Genomic DNA, 16684 nt, shown 5'->3' with positions numbered 1-16684 from the left:
TCGTTAGTCTTTTATTAAAATTGCGTTAAATTCAGCAAGAACCTCGATCAGGTTCACAATTCCGTGACCTGTGCACGTCCACGGTTCATTGACATCAAGATCACCCCGCGGTGATCCCGAAAACGCAAAACGGCGCCCTGGGCGCCGTCTGTTTTTCAATGAAATCAATGCGATACCCGGCCGGCAGAGCCACCCCATGGGTGGCTGCCACGTAAGGCCCGGATCAGGCGTAAGCCGGCACCCCATAAACCACCGGAGCCGTAGCGGCCGCGGCGTCATAGCTCACCCACTCCCACGCCGTGGCGTCGGCCATCAGCGCGCGCACCAGCTTGTTGTTGAGCGCATGGCCGGACTTGAAGCCTTCGTAGGCCCCCAGCACCTGGCCGCCGGCCAGGTACAGGTCGCCGATGGCGTCGAGGATCTTGTGGCGCACAAACTCGTCGGCGTAGCGCAGGCCGTCGTCGTTGAGCACGCGGAATTCGTCGAGCACGATGGCATTGTCCATCGAACCGCCCAGGCCCAGGTTGCGCTCGCGCATGTACTCCAGGTCACGCATGAACCCGAAGGTGCGCGCGCGGGAGATTTCCTTGGTGTAGGCGGCCGTGGAGAACTCGATCTCGGCGCGCGACTGCTTGGCCGGGATCATCGGGTGATCGAACTGGATGGTGAAACCGAGCTTGTAGCCCTCGTAGGGCTCGAAGCGGGCGACCTTGTCGCCTTCGGTCACTTCCACCGTCTTGAGAATGCGGATGAAGCGCTTGGGGGCGTCCTGCTCGGCGATGCCCGCCGATTGCAGCAGGAACACGAACGGCCCGGAGGAACCATCCATGATCGGCAGTTCGGCCGAGGACAGCTCCACGATGATGTTGTCCACGCCCAGGCCGGCCAGTGCCGACATGAGGTGTTCGACGGTCTGGATCTTGGCCTCGTGGTAGGTCAGCCCGGTGCACAGGGTGACTTCGGTGACCAGGTCCGCGCGCGCGGGCACTTCCACGACCGGCTCCAGATCGACCCGACGGAACACGATGCCATGGTTGACCGGGGCCGGGCGCAGGGTCATGTAGACCTTGTCACCGCTGTGCAGGCCAACGCCGGTGGCGCGGATCGTGTTCTTGAGGGTGCGTTGCGGAATCATGGGGAGCAGGACCGGGAGAGCGCGCAGTCAGCGCGACGGTGACAAACAAGAATAACACGCAGTACCACCACCCCTTTCTGAACCGAAAGACGGGCGGCAGACTGCCGGGCCACTCCGGGCCCGGCAGCAAGGGACATGGAGGCGCCTACCGGGGAGGACAAGGCCCCGGCATGCAATCCTCAGTCCGCCTGGCGGCGCAGGAACGCCGGGATGTCCAGGTAATCGTTGGGCAGTTCAGCAGCCGCCGGGCCGGACGACGACGGGGCCGACGACGCCGGGGTGTCCGCGCTCGGACGACGCAGGCCCATGCCCATGCCCATCCCGCCCACTGCCTTGGAAACCGCATCGCCGCCGGTGTCGAACTCGCCGAACTCCGGCTGGCCGGTGGTGGCGTTGCGGACCAGCTTGATCGGCGCGCGCTCGCCCGGACGCTGGGTCTTGGACGCCACGACACGGTTCAGGCCGGTGGCCACCACGGTCACGCGGACTTCGTCCTGCATGTCCGGGTCCAGCACCGTACCGACCACCACGGTGGCATCTTCGGAGGCGAAGCCATCGATGGTGCGGCCGATCTCGTCGAACTCGGCCATGGTGAAGTCGGCGCCGGCGGTGATGTTGACCAGGATGCCGTTGGCACCGGCCAGGTTCACATCGTCCAGCAGCGGGTTCTGGATGGCCGCTTCAGCGGCGGCCTGGGCGCGGTCATCGCCGCGGGCGGTGCCGGTACCCATCATCGCCAGGCCCATTTCGGACATGACGGTGCGCACGTCGGCGAAGTCGACGTTGATCAGGCCCGGACGCACGATCAGGTCGGCGATGCCCTGCACGGCGCCCTGCAGCACGTCGTTGGCGGCACGGAAGGCCTGGATCATGGTGGCGTTGCGGCCCAGCACGGTGATCAGCTTTTCGTTCGGGATGGTGATCAGCGAATCGCAATGCTGGCTCAGTTCCTCGATGCCCTTCAGCGCCACCTGCATGCGGCGACGGCCTTCGAACGGGAACGGCTTGGTGACCACGGCGACGGTCAGGATGCCCATCTCCTTGGCCAGCTGTGCCACCACCGGTGCTGCACCGGTGCCGGTGCCGCCGCCCATGCCGGCGGTGATGAACACCATGTCCGCACCCTGCAGCGCGTCCATGATGCGCTCGCGGTCTTCCAGCGCGGCCTGGCGGCCGACTTCCGGGTTCGCGCCTGCGCCCAGGCCCTTGGTGACGTTGGTACCCAGCTGCAGCTGCAGCTTGGCACCGCAATTCTTGATGGCCTGCGAGTCGGTGTTGGCGGTGATGAATTCCACGCCGTCCACACTGGTGCTGACCATGTGCGCCACGGCGTTACCGCCGCCGCCGCCCACGCCGATCACCTTGATCACCGCATTGGGTGCCATCTTTTCAATCAGTTCGAAATGCGCCATGTCCGTGTCCTCGTTGTATCCGCTTTCGGTGGCATGGGCGGTCAGGCCTCCTGCCTTTCGCGCGTCATGTTGCCGTTGCGGCTGTGTGGGTTGTGTGTTGCCGGTGCTGCCGTGTTGCGGTGGTGCGTTGCGTTGCAGTGGTGCCGGGGGTGCAGGTGATGCAGCCGACCAACGGTCGGCTCTACCGCGGGCCGCGTCAGAATTCGCCGCGGAACCAGGTCTTGAGTTTTTTGAACATGCTGCCCGCGCGCCCGGTGGGCAGCGACGGACGGCGCGGGTGTTCGATCTGGCTGCCCATCAGCAGCAGGCCAACGCCGGTGGCGTGCACCGGATTGCCCACCACTTCGCCCAGGCCGGTGACGTGCTGCGGAATGCCCACGCGCACCGGCATCTGCAGCATTTCCTCGGCCAGTTCGACCACGCCTTCCATCTTCGAGGCACCGCCGGTGAGCACCATGCCGGCGCGCACCAGTTCCTCGAAACCGGAGCGACGCAGTTCGGCCTGCACCATCTCGAAAATTTCTTCGTAACGGCCCTGCACGGCCTGGGCCAGGGCATGGCGCGGCATCCGGCGCGGCGGACGATCGCCGACGCTGGGTACCTGGATGCTCTCCTCGGCGGTGGCCAGCTGGGCCAGCGCGCAGGCATAACGCACCTTGATCTGCTCCGCTTCCGGGGTGGGCGTGCGCAGCATGTGGGCGATGTCGTTGGTGACGTGGTCACCGGCGATCGGCAGCGAAGCGGTGTGGCAGATGGCGCCCTGCACGAACACGGCCAGGTCGGTGGTGCCGGCGCCCATGTCGACCAGGACCACGCCCAGCTCGCGCTCGTCGGCGGTGAGCACCGCCACGCTGGAGGCCAGCGAGGACAGCACCAGGTCGTCCACCTGCAGGCCGCAGCGCTGCACGCACTTGCTGATGTTGGCCGCGGCCGACTGCGCGCACACCACCAGGTGCGCATGCACCTCCAGGCGCACGCCGGTCATGCCGACCGGGTTGCGGATGCCTTCCTGCGAATCGTCCAGCACGTACTCGCGCGGAATGGCGTGCAGGATCTTCTGGTCGGCCGGGATCGCCACCGCCTTGGCCGCGTCGAGTACCCGGTCCAGGTCGCCCCAGGTCACTTCACCGTCGCGGATCGGCACGATGCCGGGGGAGTTCTTGCACTGCACGTGGTTGCCCGAGATCGAGGCATACACCGAGCGGATCTCGCAGCCGGCCATCAGCTCGGCCTCTTCCACCGCGCGCTGGATCGACTGCACGGTGGATTCGATGTCCACCACCACGCCGCGCTTGAGCCCGCGCGATTCGTGCGAGCCGATGCCGATGACCTCGATCGGGTTGCCCGGCGAATACTCGCCGACCAGCGCCACCACCTTGGAGGTGCCGATATCCAGGCCAACGATCAGTGATTTGTCACCCTTGCGATTCATGTCCTGTCCTGCGCCGGCTTTGGCGCGGTTGCGGCCGGGGTACCCCAGCTCAGCGTGAAACCATTGGTATATCGGAGGTCGGCGCGTTCGATCGGCGCCGCCTGGTTGCTCAGCTGCGGCAGCACGCGCACGAAACGCTGCAGGCGCGAACGTGCGTCATCGCGGCCCACCACCACTTCGGTGCCATTGCTGAGCAGCAGCGACCAGCTGCCACGCGCGTCCATGCTGACCCGCTTGACGTCCACCCCGGCCGGCGCGAACAGCGCCCGGGCATCGTTGTAGAGCGCCACCACTTCCTCGGTCTGGCTGTCCGGGCCATCCAGGTCGGGCAGTGCCAGGTCCTGCAGCTTCTTGGGCGTGGCGAAGAGCTTGCCCTGCTCGGACAGCAGGCGGTCGTTGCCCCAGCGCGCGAACGGCTTGTGCTCGACCAGGCTGATTTCCAGCACGTCGGGCCACTGCTTGCGCACCTGCGCGCTTTCCACCCACGGCAGCTGCTCGATGGCGTCCTGCGTGTCCTGCAGCTTGACCGCGAAGAACCCGGCCTTGGCGTACGGCAGTACCACCTGCTGCAGCTGTTCGGCTGGCACCCGCTTGAACTCGGCGTGCACGCGCAGCTTGGCCAACGGCCAGCGTTCGGCACCGACCCAGCCGTTGAGCACCGCCACCACGGGCAGCGCTACGACCGACAGGGCCAGCAACCAGACGAAGATGCGCAGCACCGCGTTCATGCGTGGGCACGCTCCCTGTCCAGGTCCTGCAGGTGGGTCGGCAAGGTCTGTTCCAGCACGCGCCAGACCAGTTCCTCGAAGCCGATGCCCGCCTGCGCGGCAGCCTTGGGCACCAGCGAATGGCTGGTCATGCCCGGCGCGGTATTCACTTCCAGCAGGTAGAAGCGGCCGCTGTCGCGGTCGCGCATGACATCCACCCGGCCCCAGCCGTGGCAGCCGGCAGCCTGGAAGGCGGCCAGCGCGATGCGGCGGATCTCGGCTTCGTCATCGCCGTCCAGGCCGGGGCACAGGTACTGGGTGTCCTCGGCGATGTACTTGGCGTTGTAGTCGTACCACTGGCCCTTGGGCACGATGCGGATCGACGGCAGCGCCTGGTCGCCCAGGATCGCCACGGTAAGCTCATCGCCCACCACCATCTGTTCCATCAGCAGCTGGCCGTCGTAGCGCGCGGCCAGGGCCACGGCGTCGTCCAGGCCGGCGTCATCGCTGACCCGGCTGATGCCCACGCTGGAGCCTTCATTGGCCGGCTTGACCACCACCGGCAGGCCCAGCTCGGCGGCGGCGGCGTGCACTTCCACGCCCTCCACCAGCTTGACGTAGCGCGGCGTGGGCAGGCCCAGCGACAACCACACCTGCTTGGTGCGGATCTTGTCCATGCTCAGCGCCGAGCCGAGCACCTTGGAGCCGGTGTACGGCACGCCGAAGGCGTCCATCAGCCCCTGCACGATGCCGTCCTCACCGCCGCCGTTGTGGCCGTGCAGGATGTTGAAGACGCGGTCGAAACGCTTTTCGACCAGCGCCAGCGCCAGCGCCGGGATGCCGTCCACGGCCACCGCGTCGACGCCGCGCGCGCGCAGCGCGGCGATCACGTTGCGGCCCGAATCCAGCGACACCTCGCGTTCGCTGGAGGTGCCGCCAAGCAGCACCGCGACGCGGCCGAACACGGCCGGGTCGGTGACGCGCAGCGACGGGAAGAAGATCGGGTTCATGCCGCCGGGGTCTCCGTGAAGCCTTCGGTTGCGATCAGCTGGGCCACGTGGCCGATATCGCCGGCGCCCATCAGCAACAACAGGTCACCGTCCTGCAGCACGTCGGGCAGCACGTGCGACAGCTCGGCGGTATGGCCCACCACGACCGGCTCGCTGCGGCCGCGCGCCCGGATGGCGCGCGCCAGCGAACGCGAGTCGGCGCCCGGAATCGGCGCTTCGCCGGCCGGGTAAACCTCGCTCAGCACCAGCGCATCCACTTCGGACAGCACCGCGGCAAAGGCATCGAACTGGTCGCGGGTACGGCTGTAGCGGTGCGGCTGGAACGCCACCACCAGGCGCTGGTCCGGCCAGCCGCCACGGGCGGCCGCGAACACCGCGGCCAGCTCGCGCGGGTGGTGACCGTAGTCGTCGATCAGGCGCACCCGCGCACCGCTGTGGGTGGTGACGATGCCCAGATCATTGAAGCGGCGGCCGATGCCGGCAAAGCTTTCCAGCGCGCGGGCGATGGCGTCCGGGGCGACGCCCAGCTGCCAGCCCACGGCGGCGGCGGCCAGCGCGTTGAGCACGTTGTGCGCACCCGGCAGGGCCAGCGTGACCGGGTAGCTGTTGCCTTCGGGCAGGCGCAGGGTGAAGCGCATGCGCGGGCCGTCCTGGACCACGTCCTCGGCGCGCACGTCGGCGTTGCTGCTCATGCCGTAGCTCATCACGTGGCGCGGGGTCTGCGCGGCCAGCGCGGCCACTTCCGGGTCATCGATGCACAGCACGGCCAGGCCGTAGAACGGCAGGCGCTGCAGGAATTCGGCGAAGGCGGCCTGGACCCGGGCGAAATCGTTGCCGTAGTTTTCCAGGTGGTCCGAATCGATGTTGGTGATCACCGAGACCAGCGGGTTCAGGCGCAGGAAGCTGCCATCGCTTTCGTCGGCTTCAGCCACCAGCCACTGGCCGCTGCCGAGTTTGGCGTTGGCACCGGCCGCCAGCAGCTGGCCGCCGATCACGAAGGTCGGGTCCAGCCCGCCTTCGCTCAGCACCGCTGCGGTCAGGCTGGTGGTGGTGGTCTTGCCGTGCGTGCCGGCCACCGCGATGCCGCGGCGGAAGCGCATCAGCTCGGCCAGCATCGCCGCACGCGGCATGATCGGAATGCGCTGGCTGCGCGCTTCCATCAGCTCGGGGTTGTCGTCGCGGATCGCGCTGGACACCACCACGCAATCGGTGCCCAGCACGTTGGCGGCCGAATGGCCGCGCATCACGCGCGCGCCCAGGCTGGCCAGGCGGCGGGTGGCGGTGTTGTCGGCGTTGTCCGACCCGGACACTTCATAGCCCAGGGTCAGCATCACTTCGGCGATGCCGCTCATGCCGGTGCCGCCGATGCCGACGAAGTGCACGCGCGGGAAGGCGCGCACCAGGTCGTTGGTGTCGTGCAGGCGGCGGATCATGCGCGGCCCCGCGTCGGGCAGGCGCGATGGCGCGTGGCGGTCTTCATTTGGATTCCTCGAGGATGATGTCGGCGATGCGCTCTGCGGCATCGACCTTGGCCAGGGCACGCGCGGCATTCGCCATCTGCATGCGACGGGCGGAATTTTCGGACAAATCGCGCAGCACGCCTTCCAGGTGCGTGGCCAGCGTTTCATCCTGCTTCAGCAATACGGCCGCGCCACGGTCGACCAGATACTCCGCGTTGCGGGTCTGGTGGTCATCCACGGCGGCGGCGAAGGGCACCAGCACGCTGCCCACGCCCACCACGCACAGCTCGGCCAGGGTCGAGGCGCCGGCACGGCACACCACCAGGTCGGCCCAGGCGAATGCCTCGGCCATGTCGGCGATGAACGCATCCACGCGCGCGGTGACACCGGCGGCCTGGTAGGCGCTGACGGCTTCGCCATGCAGCTTCTCGCCGCTCTGGTGGCGCACGTCGATGGCGACAGCGCTGCCCAGTGCGGCCAGCGCCTTCGGCACGGCGTTGTTGAGCACGCGCGCGCCCTGGCTGCCGCCGAGCACCAGCAGGCGCAGCGGCCCCTGGCGGTTGGCCAGGCGCACGTCGGGCGGCGCGATCGCGGCGATCTCGGCACGTACCGGGTTGCCCACGGCCTCTTCGCGCTGGGCGAAGCTGCCCGGGAAGCCGGTCAGCACGCGGCGCGCGAAGCGCGACAGCACGCGGTTGGTCAGGCCCGGCGCGCGGTTCTGTTCGTGCACCAGCAGCGGCAGCCCGTGCAGGCGCGCGGCCAGGCCACCAGGACCGGACGCAAAGCCGCCAAAGGACACCACCGCACGCGGCTGGCGGTCGCGGATCAGGAAGCCGGCCGCGCGCACCGCGCGCAGCAGGCGCCCCGGCGCGCCGAGCAGGGCCAGCTTGCCCTTGCCGCGCAGGCCGCTGATGGCCAGCGTGTCGATGTGGATGTCGTGCTGCGGCACCAGGCGCGTTTCCATGCCGCCGTCGCTGCCCAGCCAGGTCACCGGAATGCCGCGCGCACGCAGCACCTTGGCCACGGCCAGGCCGGGGAAGATGTGGCCGCCGGTACCGCCGGCCATGATCATCACCGGGCGCTCGGAGGAAGCGGGTTGGGTGTTCATGCCATCCTCCCCAGGGTTGGTTCGATGCGCTGCTGCATGCGGCTGGTGCCACGCGAGGCGCTGTCACGCGGCAGGCCATCACGCGGGCTGCCGTCATGGGCCTTGGTGTCCTGCATGGCGGCGGCCACGGACGAGGCACTGGCGCCCCTGCCCGGCTCGGCGTCCATCGGTTCGTCGCCTTCGGCCGCGCCCATGCGCACCGCCTGGCGGCGCTCGGCGCGATCCAGTTCGTAGGACACGCGCAGCAGCAGTCCCATCGCCACGCAGGTCATCAGCACGCTGGAGCCACCGGAGGAAATCAGCGGCAGGGTCAGGCCCTTGGTCGGCAGGATGCCCAGGTTGACCCCGATCGAGACGAAGCTCTGCATGCTGATCCACAGGCCGATGCCGAAGGCGATGTAGCCGGAGAAGTGGCGCTTCATTTCCACGCAGCGCATGCCCAGCCAGAAGGTGCGACCTACCAGCAGTGCGTACAGCGCGATGATCAGGCAGGTGCCGATGAAGCCCAGCTCCTCGGCGGTGACCGAGAAGATGAAGTCGGTATGCGCTTCGGGCAGGTAGTACAGCTTCTGCACCGAGTTGCCCAGGCCCACGCCGGTCCACTCGCCGCGGCCCACGGCCATCAGCGCGTTGGACAGCTGGTAGCCGTCGCCCTGCTGGTCGGCCCACGGGTCCAGGAAGGAGGTGATGCGGCGCATGCGGTAGGGTTCGATGATCGCCAGCGCGCTCATGCCCACCATGCCGATGATCACCGGCATGGACATGCGCGGCATGTTGACGCCGCCCAGCACCAGCATGCCGGCGGTGATGGCCAGCAGCAGCGTGGACGAACCGAAGTCGGGCTGCAGCAGCAACAGCACCACCAGCGCGCCGGCCACGCCGAGCGGCTTGAGCATCGCCGGCCAGGTGGCGTTGACCTCGTCGCGGAAGCGCACCAGGTAGCTGGACAGCCACACGATGTAGAGCACCTTGACCGCTTCGACGGTCTGGAACTTGGAGATGCCCAGGTTGATCCAGCGCCGGGCGCCGTTGACGCTGCTGCCCAGGCCGGGCACGAACACCACCACCAGCAGCGCGAAGCAGCCCAGCAGCAGCACCTGGTTGTACTGCTCGATGCTCTTGAGCTCGGTGCGCATGGCGATGCCCGCCAGCACGATGCCGATGGCCAGGAAGATCAGGTGGCGGTTGAGGTAGTAGAACGGACTGCTCATCAAGGCGATCGAGCTCGACGCGACCATCACCACGCCCAGCCCGGTGAGCGCGATGATCGCGCCCAGCAGCCACTTGTCGAAGTGGCCTCCGATGGCTTCAAGGCGGGTTGCCTGGCGCGACAGGTCGTTCATCAGCGGACCTTCAACGTGGCCAGGCCGATCAGCACCAGCACCACCGAGATGATCCAGAAGCGCACGATCACGCGCGGCTCGGGCCAGCCCTTCAGCTCGAAGTGGTGGTGGATGGGCGCCATCTTGAACACGCGCTTGCCGGTCAGCTTGAACGAAGCGACCTGGATCATCACCGACAGCGTTTCAATCACGAACACGCCGCCCATGATCACCAGCACCAGCTCCTGGCGGGTGATCACCGCGATGGTACCCAGCACCGCACCCAGCGCCAGGGCGCCGATGTCGCCCATGAACACCATGGCCGGGTAGGTGTTGAACCACAGGAAGCCCAGGCCGGCACCGGCAATGGCCGCGCAGATGATGACCAGTTCACCGGCCCCGGGAATCTGCGGAATCTGCAGGTAGTTGGAGAACACCACGTTGCCCGAGGCATAGGCGAACACGCCCAGCGCGCAGGCCACCAGCACGGTCGGCATGATCGCCAGGCCGTCCAGACCGTCGGTCAGGTTGACCGCGTTGGAGAAGCCGACGATCCAGAAGTAGGCAATGGCCACGAAGCTGATCCCGGCCAGCGGCAGCGCCACCGACTTGAACATCGGGATGTAGAAGGTCAGCGCGGCCGGCACGTCGGCGGTGTAGAACAGGAACAGACCGGCGGCCAGGCCGAAAATGGACTGCAGCAGGTACTTCCAGCGCGACTTCAGGCCGTTCGGGTCGCGCCGCACGATCTTGATCCAGTCGTCGTACCAGCCGATGGCGCCGAAGCACAGCATCACCGCCAGCACCACCCACACGTAGCGGTTGCGCAGGTCGGCCCACAGCAGCACCGACAAGGTGATGGTGAGCAGGATCAGCGAGCCGCCCATGGTCGGCGTGCCGGCCTTGGAGAAGTGGGTCTGCGGCCCGTCGGTGCGGATCGGCTGGCCGCCCTTGAACTGGGCCAGCTTGCGGATCATCGCCGGGCCCAGCCACAGCGACAGGAACAGCGCGGTCAGCGCGGCAAGAATGCCGCGCAGCGTCAGATAGCCGAACAGCCCGAACAGGCTCTCCAATTGCTGCAACCATCGGGCCAGTTCAAGCAACATGGGGGGTTTCCTCTCCTCGCGCCAACAGCGCTTTCACAATTTTGTCCATGGCGCTGCCGCGCGAGCCCTTGACCAGGCAGCGCACGCCAGCATGCAGGTCGGAGGCAAGCACGGCGGCCAGCGTGTCGTGGTCCTGGAAGTGCCGGCCGCCGTCGCCGAAGGCGCTCGATGCGGCGGCGCTCAGCGGCCCCAGCGTGTACAGGCGCTTGATGCCGGCATCGCGTGCGCGGCGACCGGCCTGGGCATGCAGCGCCTGGCCGTCCGGGCCCAGTTCGCGCATGTCGCCCAGCACCAGCCAGCCTTCGTCCTTGCCGCCGGCCAGCGCGTCGATCGCCGCGGCCAGCGAGCCGGGGTTGGCGTTGTAGCTGTCATCGATCAGCACCGCGCCGTTGGGCAGCTGGTGCGCAACCTGGCGGCCCGGCACCGGTTCGGCGCGGGCCAGGCCCAGCGCGATCTGGTCCAGGCCGATGCCGGCGGCCAGCGCCAGCGAGGCGGCGGCCAGCGCGTTGCTGATGTTGTGGCGACCCGGCAGGGCCAGCGCGATTTCCACCTGGTGCTCCATCGCATCCTGCGACCGCACCACTTGCGCATCCATGCGCGGCGCGGGCTTCACCGTGAGCAGGAACTGGCTGCCGGTGGCGCTCGGTCGGATCGCCAGCGCGCTCACGTCGGCGCTGTGGTCCAAGCCGTAGCGCAGCACGCGGCAGCGCGGCGGCTGGCCCACGATGTGCTGCTCGAACCAGATGCCGAAGGCATCGTCGGCGTTGATCACCGCCACGCCATCGGCCGGCAGCGCCGCGTAGATCGCACCCTTGGTGGTGCGGCAGCGCCCTGCAGGCTGCCCATCCGCTCCAGGTGGGCCGGGGCGATGTTGTTCACCAGCGCGTACCGCGGGCGCACGATGTCGGTCAGGTAGGCAATGTCGCCCGGCTTGCCGGCGCCCATCTCGTAGACGGCGAAATCGGCGTCTTCGGGGGCATCCAGCACCGCCAGCGGCAGGCCGATCTCGTTGTTGAGATTGCCCGGGTTGGCGTACACCACCTTGTGTTCTTCGCGTGCGACCTGCTGCAGGATCGCCAGCAGCAGCGTCTTGACGCTGGTCTTGCCGTTGCTGCCGGTGATGGCGAACACACCGGCGGCACGGTCGCGCTGCATGCCATGGGCAATGCGGCCCAGCGCGTGCTGGGTGTCGGCCACCAGGATCTGCGGCAGCGCCACGTCGAGCAGGCGCTCGACCAGCATCGCCGAGGCACCGCGCGCGACGGCATCGGCGGCGAAATCATGGCCGTCGAAACGGTCGCCACGCAGCGCCACGTACAGGCTGCCCGGGGCGAGCGTGCGGGTGTCCTTGCTGATGGCGTCGATGGCGGTGTCGTCGCCATGGATCTCGCCACCGGCCCAATGTGCGATCAGCGACAGCGGGGTGCGCTTCATTCTGCGACCTCCTGCGCGGCACGCGCGGCCAGCACGCGGCCCGCCACCTCGGTGTCGTCGAAGGCGTGCCGGATACCGTGCACTTCCTGGTAGGGCTCGTGGCCCTTGCCGGCAATCAGCACGATGTCGCCGGCACCGGCCAGGCCGATCGCGGTGGCGATGGCGGCGGCGCGGTCGCGCTGCACGAGGGCGGCGGCGGGATTGGACAGCCCGGCCACGATGTCGGCCACGATCACGTCGCCGTCTTCGCCGCGCGGGTTGTCGTCGGTGACGATCACTACGTTGGCGCCGCGCTCGGCAATGGCGGCCATCTGCGGCCGCTTGCCGGTGTCACGCTCGCCGCCGCAGCCGAACACGCAGACCAGGCGCCCGGCCAGGTGGTCGTGCAGGCTGGCCAGCGCCTGTTCCAGCGCGTCGGGGGTATGGGCATAGTCGACCACCACGGTGGGCAGGCCGTGCTCGCCGCCAAGCCGGTTCATGCGCCCGGCAATCGGCTGCAGCTGCGACAGCAGCGCGGCGATGTCCGCCGGCGCATTGTCCAGCGCATACAGGGCGCCGGCCACGGCCAGCAGGTTGTCCACGTTGAAGCGGCCCAGCAGCGGCGACTGCACCGGGTAGCGCGCACCATCGACCACCAGGTCGAAGGCGATGCCGCGGCCGTCCAGCATCAGCGAATCAGCGCGCAGGGTGGCCTGCTGTGCGCCGCGCGAGCTCAGCCCGATCTGGCGTACCGAGGCACCGACAGTGCGCAGCAGTTCGCTGCCGAAGCTGTCGTCCAGGTTGACCACCGCGGCCTTGAGGCCATCGCGGTGGAACAGCTTGGCCTTGGCCGCGCCGTACTGCGCCATGTCGCCGTGGTAATCGAGATGATCGCGGGTGAGGTTGGTGAACACCGCCACGTCGTAGTGCACGGCATCCACGCGGCCCTGGTCCAGCGCGTGCGAGCTGACTTCCATTGCCACCGCGCGCGCGCCGTCGTCGCGCAGCTGCGCGAGCACTTCATGCATCTGCAGCACCAGCGGCGTGGTGAAGCCGGTCGGCACCACGTGGCCATACAGACCCACGCCCAGGGTGCCGATGCTGCCACTGGCGGTGCCGAGCAGGTGCCAGGCCTGGGCCAGCAGCTGCACGGTGGAGGTTTTGCCGTTGGTGCCGGTCACGCCCACCATCGTCATCGCGCGCGACGGATGGCCGTGGAACTGGTCGGCCATCGCGCCCATGCGCGTACGCAGGCCGGGCACGGCGATGGCGTCGGCCGGGGCCGGCAGCTCGGCCGGTGCCGGCGGCTCGAACAGGATCGCGCCGGCGCCATTGGCCTGCGCCTGTGCGACGAAGCCCAGGCCATGCGCGCCGAAGCCGGCGATCGCCACGAAGGCATTGCCCGGGCGCACGGCGCGGCTGTCCAGCACCAGGCCGGTGATGGACGGGTCGTGGCTCAGCGCCACATCGGGGATCAACTGCGAAAGCAACATCGTCTGGCTCATTGGGTGCCTCCCTGCGCGGGCGGCACCGTGGCGTGCGCGCTGGGCAGCGCGGCATCGAATTCGGCGGCGGCATCCGGGGCGATCACCGTTTCCGGCGGCGGCACCGGCAACGACGAGGTGGTATGCCCCAGCTTTCCGGACTGCTGCGCCGCCAGCCACGACTCGATGTCGTCCGGCGGCACGTCCATCAGGCGCAGCGCGCCTTCCATCACGTTGTGGAACACCGGCGCGGACACCAGGCCGCCGTAGTACTTGCCGGCCTGCGGGTCGTTGATCACGATCACCGTGGCAAAGCGCGGGTTGGTCGCCGGCACCACGCCGGCGAACAGCGCGTTGTAATGCCCGCGCTCGTAACCGCCGGGGCCCGCCTTGCGCGCGGTACCGGTCTTGCCGGCCACGTGGTAACCCAGCACGGCCGCCTGCTTGGCGCCGCCCTGGGTGACCACCGTTTCCATCATCGCCACCACATCCTTGGCAATGTTGGGGTCGATGATCTGCTTGCCTTCGTTGCGCTGGCCCTTGACGAAGGTCGGCGCGATCAGACGGCCGCCGTTGCCCAGCGCCGAATACGCGGTGGCGATCTGCAGCGGCGTGACATTCAGACCATAGCCGTAGGACATGGTGGTCTTGGTGGCACCGTCCCAGCGGCCAGGCCGCTTCAGCACGCCGGCCGACTCACCGGGAAAACCGCTGTGCGGGGACACGCCATAGCCGAAGCTGTGGACGTGGTCGTAGAACACCTGGTCGGGCATCTTGGCGGCGATCTTGGCCGCGCCGATGTTCGAACTGCGGGTGATCACGCCGGTGACGTTGAGCACGCCGTTGTTGCGCGGCACGTCCTTGATGGTGAACCGGCCCACGGCCATGTAGCCCGGGTTGGTGTCCACCGTGGTGTCCTTGGTGACCACGCCGGACTGCAGCGCCGAGGCGATGGTCAGCGGCTTCATGGTCGAGCCGGGCTCGACCAGGTCGGTCACCGCGCGGTTGCGGCGGGTGTCCGGGGCAGCGCCGCCGACCGAATTGGGGTTGTAGGTAGGCAGGTTGACCATGGCCAGGATCTCGCCGGTGGCCACGTCCATGATCACCATCGAACCGCCGGCCGCCTTGTTGGCGATCAGCGCGTTGCGCAGTTCCTTGAAGGCCAGGAACTGGATGCGGCGGTCGATGCTGAGGGTGAGGTCCTTGCCCGGCTCGGCGGCGCGCAGCAGATCGCTCTCCACCGTGTCGCCCTTGCGGTTGCGGATCACCCGCTTGGCGCCGGCCTTGCCGCGCAGCCATTCGTCGAAGGCCAGCTCCAGCCCTTCCTGGCCGCGGTCGTCGATGTTGGTAAAGCCCAGCACGTGCGCCATCGCCTCACCCTGCGGGTAGAAGCGGCGGAACTCGCGCTGCGAGGCCACGCCCGGAATCTTCAGGGCCACCACCTTCTCCGCGTCGTCCGGGTTGATCCGGCGGCGCAGGTACATGAATTCCTTGTCCGACTTCTGCGACACCTTGGAGGTCAGCTCGTCCAGCGGCATGCCCAGCGCGGTGGCCAGCTCCGGGATGCGGTCGGGCGCGCGCAGCAGTTCCTGCGGGTTGACCCAGATCGAGGCGACCGGGGTGGACACCGCCACCGGCTCGCCGTTGCGGTCGGTGATCATGCCGCGCGAGGTGTTGATCGGCAGCTCGCGCAGGTACCGGGCTTCGCCCTGGCGCTGGTAGAAATCGCTGTTGATGATCTGCACGTAGGCGGCACGGCCGACCAGCGAGACCGAGCACAGCCCAAGCGCCAGACCCACCCACTTCAGGCGCTGGCGCAGGTTGAAACTGTTGCGGGTGCGGTTGCGACCGGATTTGTTCATGGCCGGATCACCACTACGTCGGCCGCTTCCGGGAACTTCATGCCCAGCTTCTCGCGGGCCACCCGGTCAACCCGGGTCGCCTCGGCCAGGGTCGCCTGCTCCAGCTGCAGGCGGCCGAATTCAATGTTGAGCTCATCACGCGCACGCTCGACCTTGGACAGCTCGATGAAGGTCTGGCGGTGGCGGTGACGCATGAACACCACCCCGATCGCCGAAGCGACGGTGCAGGCCAGCAGCACGATGAGCAGCAGGCGACTCACCCGGCCACCTCGCGCTTTTCGGCGACGCGCAGCACGGCGCTGCGCGAGCGCGGGTTGCCCGCCAGCTCGTCGTCCTCGGCCTTGATAGCGCCGCCGTGCAGGTCCAGCGTCGGCACGAACGCGGCCAACTCGGGCAGCCGGCGATTGCTCGGCGGGGCCTTGGCGTGGCGGTTCATGAACTGCTTGACGATGCGGTCTTCCAGCGAATGGAAGCTGATCACCGCCAGCCGGCCACCGGGCTTGAGCCGCGCCATCGCCGCGTCCAGGCCCGCCTCAAGGTCGGCCAGTTCACGGTTGATGTGGATGCGGATGGCCTGGAAGCTGCGCGTGGCCGGGTGGATCTTGTCCTTGCCACGCGGCATCACCGAGGCGATCAGCTCGGCCAATTCGGCGGTGCGGGTGAAGGGCTGCTTGTCGCGGCGGGCCACGATGGCCTTGGCGATGCGGCGGCCCTGGCGCTCTTCGCCGTAGGTCCACAGCACGTCCATCAGCTCGCGTTCTTCAACACGGTTGAGCCACTGCGCCGCGCTTTCGCCGCTGTCCGGGTCCATGCGCATGTCCAGCGGGCCGTCCTTGCCGAAGCTGAAACCACGCTCGGCCACGTCCAGCTGCGGCGAGGACACGCCCAGGTCGAACAGCACCCCGTCCAGGCCGTCGGCGGTGGCGTCCCAATGCAGCAGGTCGGCGAAGCTGCCCCGGAAGATCGAGACGCGCGGGTCCGGCGCGAAATCGCGCTCGGCTACCGCAATCGCTTCGGGATCCTTGTCCATGACCAGCAGCCGGCCTCCAGGACCGAGTTGCTCGAGCACGCCGCGGGCGTGACCGCCACGACCAAACGTGCCATCGAGATACGTACCGTTTTCGATCACCCTCAGGCCGTCCAGGACCTGTGTGTACAGAACCGGCAGGTGCCCCGCCGGCGACTGCGACACCGGAAGGTGACCGGTCTGCGCTGCTCCGCGCATCCGGGCAC

Annotated in this window: 13 protein-coding genes and 1 pseudogene; all 14 read right to left on the bottom strand. The window is 68.3% G+C overall.

The annotated features are described in order from the left end of the window. Positions 1-223: 223 nt before the first annotated feature. A complete protein-coding gene (lpxC, locus tag ACZ0AE_RS03185; RefSeq protein ID WP_038690499.1) occupies positions 224-1135 on the bottom strand; it encodes a UDP-3-O-acyl-N-acetylglucosamine deacetylase in 912 nt (303 codons plus the stop codon). Between the two features lie 179 nt (positions 1136-1314). After that, positions 1315-2547: a cell division protein FtsZ gene (ftsZ, locus tag ACZ0AE_RS03180; RefSeq protein WP_038690500.1), complete on the bottom strand. Its 1233-nt coding sequence runs from the start codon at positions 2545-2547 to the stop codon at positions 1315-1317. A gap of 196 nt (positions 2548-2743) precedes the next feature. Next, positions 2744-3979, bottom strand: a complete 1236-nt coding sequence (ftsA, locus tag ACZ0AE_RS03175) for a cell division protein FtsA (RefSeq protein ID WP_017355446.1) — start codon at positions 3977-3979, stop codon at positions 2744-2746. Continuing rightward, a complete protein-coding gene (locus ACZ0AE_RS03170) occupies positions 3976-4707 on the bottom strand; it encodes a cell division protein FtsQ/DivIB (RefSeq protein WP_463600377.1) in 732 nt (243 codons plus the stop codon). Before ACZ0AE_RS03170 ends, ftsA begins: the two co-directional genes overlap by 4 nt. Continuing rightward, positions 4704-5696, bottom strand: coding sequence for a D-alanine--D-alanine ligase (locus ACZ0AE_RS03165; protein WP_051598891.1), 993 nt, complete (start codon positions 5694-5696; stop codon positions 4704-4706). The genes ACZ0AE_RS03170 and ACZ0AE_RS03165 overlap by 4 nt, the downstream gene beginning before the upstream one ends. Continuing rightward, positions 5693-7129, bottom strand: coding sequence for a UDP-N-acetylmuramate--L-alanine ligase (gene murC / locus ACZ0AE_RS03160; RefSeq protein ID WP_463600376.1), 1437 nt, complete (start codon positions 7127-7129; stop codon positions 5693-5695). The genes ACZ0AE_RS03165 and murC overlap by 4 nt, the downstream gene beginning before the upstream one ends. Before the next feature lie 43 nt (positions 7130-7172). Further along, a complete protein-coding gene (gene murG, locus ACZ0AE_RS03155; RefSeq protein WP_463600375.1) occupies positions 7173-8264 on the bottom strand; it encodes an undecaprenyldiphospho-muramoylpentapeptide beta-N-acetylglucosaminyltransferase in 1092 nt (363 codons plus the stop codon). Beyond that, positions 8261-9607, bottom strand: coding sequence for a putative lipid II flippase FtsW (gene ftsW / locus ACZ0AE_RS03150; protein ID WP_463600374.1), 1347 nt, complete (start codon positions 9605-9607; stop codon positions 8261-8263). The genes murG and ftsW overlap by 4 nt, the downstream gene beginning before the upstream one ends. After that, the gene (mraY, locus tag ACZ0AE_RS03145; protein WP_038690505.1) at positions 9607-10692 is read right to left on the bottom strand and encodes a phospho-N-acetylmuramoyl-pentapeptide-transferase; all 1086 of its coding nucleotides are present in this window, start codon (positions 10690-10692) and stop codon (positions 9607-9609) included. Before mraY ends, ftsW begins: the two co-directional genes overlap by 1 nt. Beyond that, a pseudogene (locus ACZ0AE_RS03140) lies at positions 10682-12126 on the bottom strand (UDP-N-acetylmuramoyl-tripeptide--D-alanyl-D-alanine ligase). Before ACZ0AE_RS03140 ends, mraY begins: the two are co-directional and overlap by 11 nt. Continuing rightward, complete coding sequence (locus tag ACZ0AE_RS03135; protein ID WP_463600373.1) at positions 12123-13610, bottom strand: UDP-N-acetylmuramoyl-L-alanyl-D-glutamate--2,6-diaminopimelate ligase; 1488 nt, start codon at positions 13608-13610, stop codon at positions 12123-12125. The pseudogene ACZ0AE_RS03140 and the gene ACZ0AE_RS03135 overlap by 4 nt, the downstream one beginning before the upstream one ends. Further along, positions 13607-15451, bottom strand: a complete 1845-nt coding sequence (locus tag ACZ0AE_RS03130) for a peptidoglycan D,D-transpeptidase FtsI family protein (protein WP_463600372.1) — start codon at positions 15449-15451, stop codon at positions 13607-13609. Before ACZ0AE_RS03130 ends, ACZ0AE_RS03135 begins: the two co-directional genes overlap by 4 nt. Beyond that, positions 15448-15711, bottom strand: coding sequence for a cell division protein FtsL (ftsL, locus tag ACZ0AE_RS03125; protein WP_038690510.1), 264 nt, complete (start codon positions 15709-15711; stop codon positions 15448-15450). The genes ACZ0AE_RS03130 and ftsL overlap by 4 nt, the downstream gene beginning before the upstream one ends. Beyond that, positions 15708-16676, bottom strand: coding sequence for a 16S rRNA (cytosine(1402)-N(4))-methyltransferase RsmH (rsmH, locus tag ACZ0AE_RS03120; RefSeq protein WP_463600371.1), 969 nt, complete (start codon positions 16674-16676; stop codon positions 15708-15710). Before rsmH ends, ftsL begins: the two co-directional genes overlap by 4 nt. Positions 16677-16684: the final 8 nt, after the last annotated feature.

The sequence above is a fragment of the Stenotrophomonas sp. AC248 genome, assembly GCF_979258185.1.
The sequence above is the reverse complement of the archived record's forward strand: the minus strand, read 5'-3'. Positions and strand labels throughout refer to the sequence as shown.

Excerpts from the sequence above, each read along its gene's own strand:
- ACZ0AE_RS03135 (WP_463600373.1), bottom strand. The coding sequence starts at position 13,610 with ATGAGCCAGACGATGTTGCTTTCGCAGTTGATCCCCGATGTGGCGCTG.
- ftsZ (WP_038690500.1), bottom strand. The coding sequence starts at position 2,547 with ATGGCGCATTTCGAACTGATTGAAAAGATGGCACCCAATGCGGTGATC.
- lpxC (WP_038690499.1), bottom strand. The coding sequence starts at position 1,135 with ATGATTCCGCAACGCACCCTCAAGAACACGATCCGCGCCACCGGCGTT.
- murC (WP_463600376.1), bottom strand. The coding sequence starts at position 7,129 with ATGATCCGCCGCCTGCACGACACCAACGACCTGGTGCGCGCCTTCCCG.
- rsmH (WP_463600371.1), bottom strand. The coding sequence starts at position 16,676 with ATGCGCGGAGCAGCGCAGACCGGTCACCTTCCGGTGTCGCAGTCGCCG.
- ACZ0AE_RS03170 (WP_463600377.1), bottom strand. The coding sequence starts at position 4,707 with ATGAACGCGGTGCTGCGCATCTTCGTCTGGTTGCTGGCCCTGTCGGTC.
- mraY (WP_038690505.1), bottom strand. The coding sequence starts at position 10,692 with ATGTTGCTTGAACTGGCCCGATGGTTGCAGCAATTGGAGAGCCTGTTC.
- ftsW (WP_463600374.1), bottom strand. The coding sequence starts at position 9,607 with ATGAACGACCTGTCGCGCCAGGCAACCCGCCTTGAAGCCATCGGAGGC.
- ACZ0AE_RS03130 (WP_463600372.1), bottom strand. The coding sequence starts at position 15,451 with ATGAACAAATCCGGTCGCAACCGCACCCGCAACAGTTTCAACCTGCGC.
- murG (WP_463600375.1), bottom strand. The coding sequence starts at position 8,264 with ATGAACACCCAACCCGCTTCCTCCGAGCGCCCGGTGATGATCATGGCC.
- ACZ0AE_RS03165 (WP_051598891.1), bottom strand. The coding sequence starts at position 5,696 with ATGAACCCGATCTTCTTCCCGTCGCTGCGCGTCACCGACCCGGCCGTG.
- ftsA (WP_017355446.1), bottom strand. The coding sequence starts at position 3,979 with ATGAATCGCAAGGGTGACAAATCACTGATCGTTGGCCTGGATATCGGC.